Annotated in this window: 1 protein-coding gene and 1 rRNA gene (1 of these 2 only partly in view); both read left to right on the top strand. The window is 59.7% G+C overall.

Annotated features, from left to right (window positions below; translation table 11 throughout):
- The first annotated feature begins 161 nt into the window (after nt 1-161).
- Nucleotides 162-413: a hypothetical protein gene (locus CVM50_RS09210; protein WP_085890266.1), complete on the top strand. Its 252-nt coding sequence runs from the start codon at nt 162-164 to the stop codon at nt 411-413.
- Between the two features lie 1416 nt (nt 414-1829).
- Nucleotides 1830-2114: ribosomal RNA gene (locus CVM50_RS09205) — 16S ribosomal RNA — on the top strand (it continues 1177 nt past the right edge of the window).

Raw genomic sequence — 2114 nt, 5'->3', positions numbered from 1 at the left:
GGCCATATTGCGATCCATCTCCGAACTTTCCTGGCCCAGCTGGCAGAGAGCACGCGGTTGCCAGGGAGAAGGCCGTTAACGAGTTTGCAAGACTCTCGTCGCTTGGTCTTAACCCGGCGTTTACACAGGCTTCACCAAGGACAATCTGCCGGAGCCCTGTGATGGACCCTCATGCCCTGCTGACAGCGGGACTGTTAACTGTTGCCGATGACGACAAGAAGCTGCACCTGTTGGCGGGGACGGCCATCGCCCTGGCGGCGCGCGAAGGCGACATGACCCCGCTGGAAACCTGTCTGCTGACACTCGGCGCCGGCCTGGCCAAGGAGGCCTGGGATGCCCGCGGCCACGGTGACGTCGATTTCGGCGACGCGGCCGCCACCGCCTTCGGTTGCCAGATCACCCTGCGCTTCTGAGCTGGAGGCGCGCGCGGCCGAATCTCATCCGCTGCTTCACCTGATGTCGGCCCAGGGCGATCGAGACCCCCCGCCGGCAAGAGCTACTGAAACGGCGCCAGCCGCATCGGCGTTACCGCCAGCGGCACCGCTTCGGGGCGGTCATCGATCAGCGCTCCGCCAACCGCGGCTCAAGCGCCGTGCTCAGAGCGGCCCCCTCCGCCCGTCGAAGCCCACGCAGGCCAGCCCCGGCCCCGCTAGCGCATGTAGACCAGGGCGGCCCCTTCCGTTCACTTTGGGATCACCATGTCCGAAACGATCGGCCGGTCGCATGGCAAAATTGAATTGAAACCGAGAACGCCATCGGTTGGACCGACGGGGCTATGTTGCCGGCGGATGGCATTCAACGTTCGGCGACGAAAGCCACCTCCCTTTGAGTCGAAAAGCCAGGGCAGTGAGTTTACCGCTCTTCTGGAGACGCAGAACCCTCCAGCTTTTAGACCAAGCGGATTTGGTTACGAGTAGCGGTTTGTTCCATCGGGGCTTGAGAAACCCACTGACCGGCTAGTCCGGGCTTCGCATCCTGCTTACTGGCGTCTTTCTTGGAGATCTCCGCAGACGTGGCATCGCTTCTGGGAAGAGCACCGGCGCAAGAGACAGGACGGCGCCCGGTTCGGTAGGCGACGGCGTGAGGCGCCTCATGCCGCGCGCGGACCGCTTTCGAACCGACTCGTTTCGTATCGCCCCCCTTCCCATTGGGCCGTGGGACCTCGGCTGATCTTCTGCGAGTCGCTTTGCGGGTTGCGTTGTGATTCCGCGGTGAGTCTTTGTGGTTTTGAGGATAAGTCGGTGGATAAGGGGGTGTTTGGGGTTTTGGGGCGTTGCCAAGGGCGGGGTCCGATGCGTGGTGCTGGGGGCGCCGGCGTCGGCGGCATGGTTTAAGCCATTGATTTAAGTTATTTATCTTATCATCTTTCAGAATTTTCATTTTTCTTGGAAAAAGCGCTTGCGGGTTTTGGGGGTAAACCTTAGAACCCCCTTCACCGGCGGCGCTGAGGCGCTGCGGGGCGCCACTGAGGCGGACGGGACGGACGGAGCGGATGCTCTTGAGGGCCTGGACGGTTAGGTGGTGATAAGAAATTCAGAGGTATTTCCGGGCGGGCGCGCCGCAAGTTAGGGCGCACTGGTCTGGTTTTGTCTCTACGCTCTTTGACATCGCGAGTATCTGAAGAGATATGCGGGCGGTTTGGATCATTCGACGAATGAACGTCTGTATATCGCGCTCTTAGGCTTCGGCCGATGATAGAGTGTCAGCTTCACTGTTTGGTGGGTTTCGGTACCTTTGGTACTGAAGCACAGACAAACAGTTTTCCCCGGTTTAGCCACCGGGGAGTGATGTGCAGAGGTTCAACGTCAAGGATACGCCGCAAGGCGTTTCAACTTGAGAGTTTGATCCTGGCTCAGAACGAACGCTGGCGGCAGGCCTAACACATGCAAGTCGAGCGCACCTTCGGGTGAGCGGCGGACGGGTGAGTAACGCGTGGGAACGTACCCAGATCTGCGGAATAGCCACTGGAAACGGTGAGTAATACCGCATACGCCCTTCGGGGGAAAGATTTATCGGATTTGGATCGGCCCGCGTTAGATTAGATAGTTGGTGGGGTAATGGCCTACCAAGTCTACGATCTATAGCTGGTTTTAGAGGATGATCAGCCACACTGG

The sequence above is a fragment of the Pseudooceanicola marinus genome, from assembly GCF_002786295.1.
Classification (GTDB): Bacteria; Pseudomonadota; Alphaproteobacteria; order Rhodobacterales; family Rhodobacteraceae; genus Pseudooceanicola; species Pseudooceanicola marinus.
The sequence above is the reverse complement of the archived record's forward strand: the minus strand, read 5'-3'. Positions and strand labels throughout refer to the sequence as shown.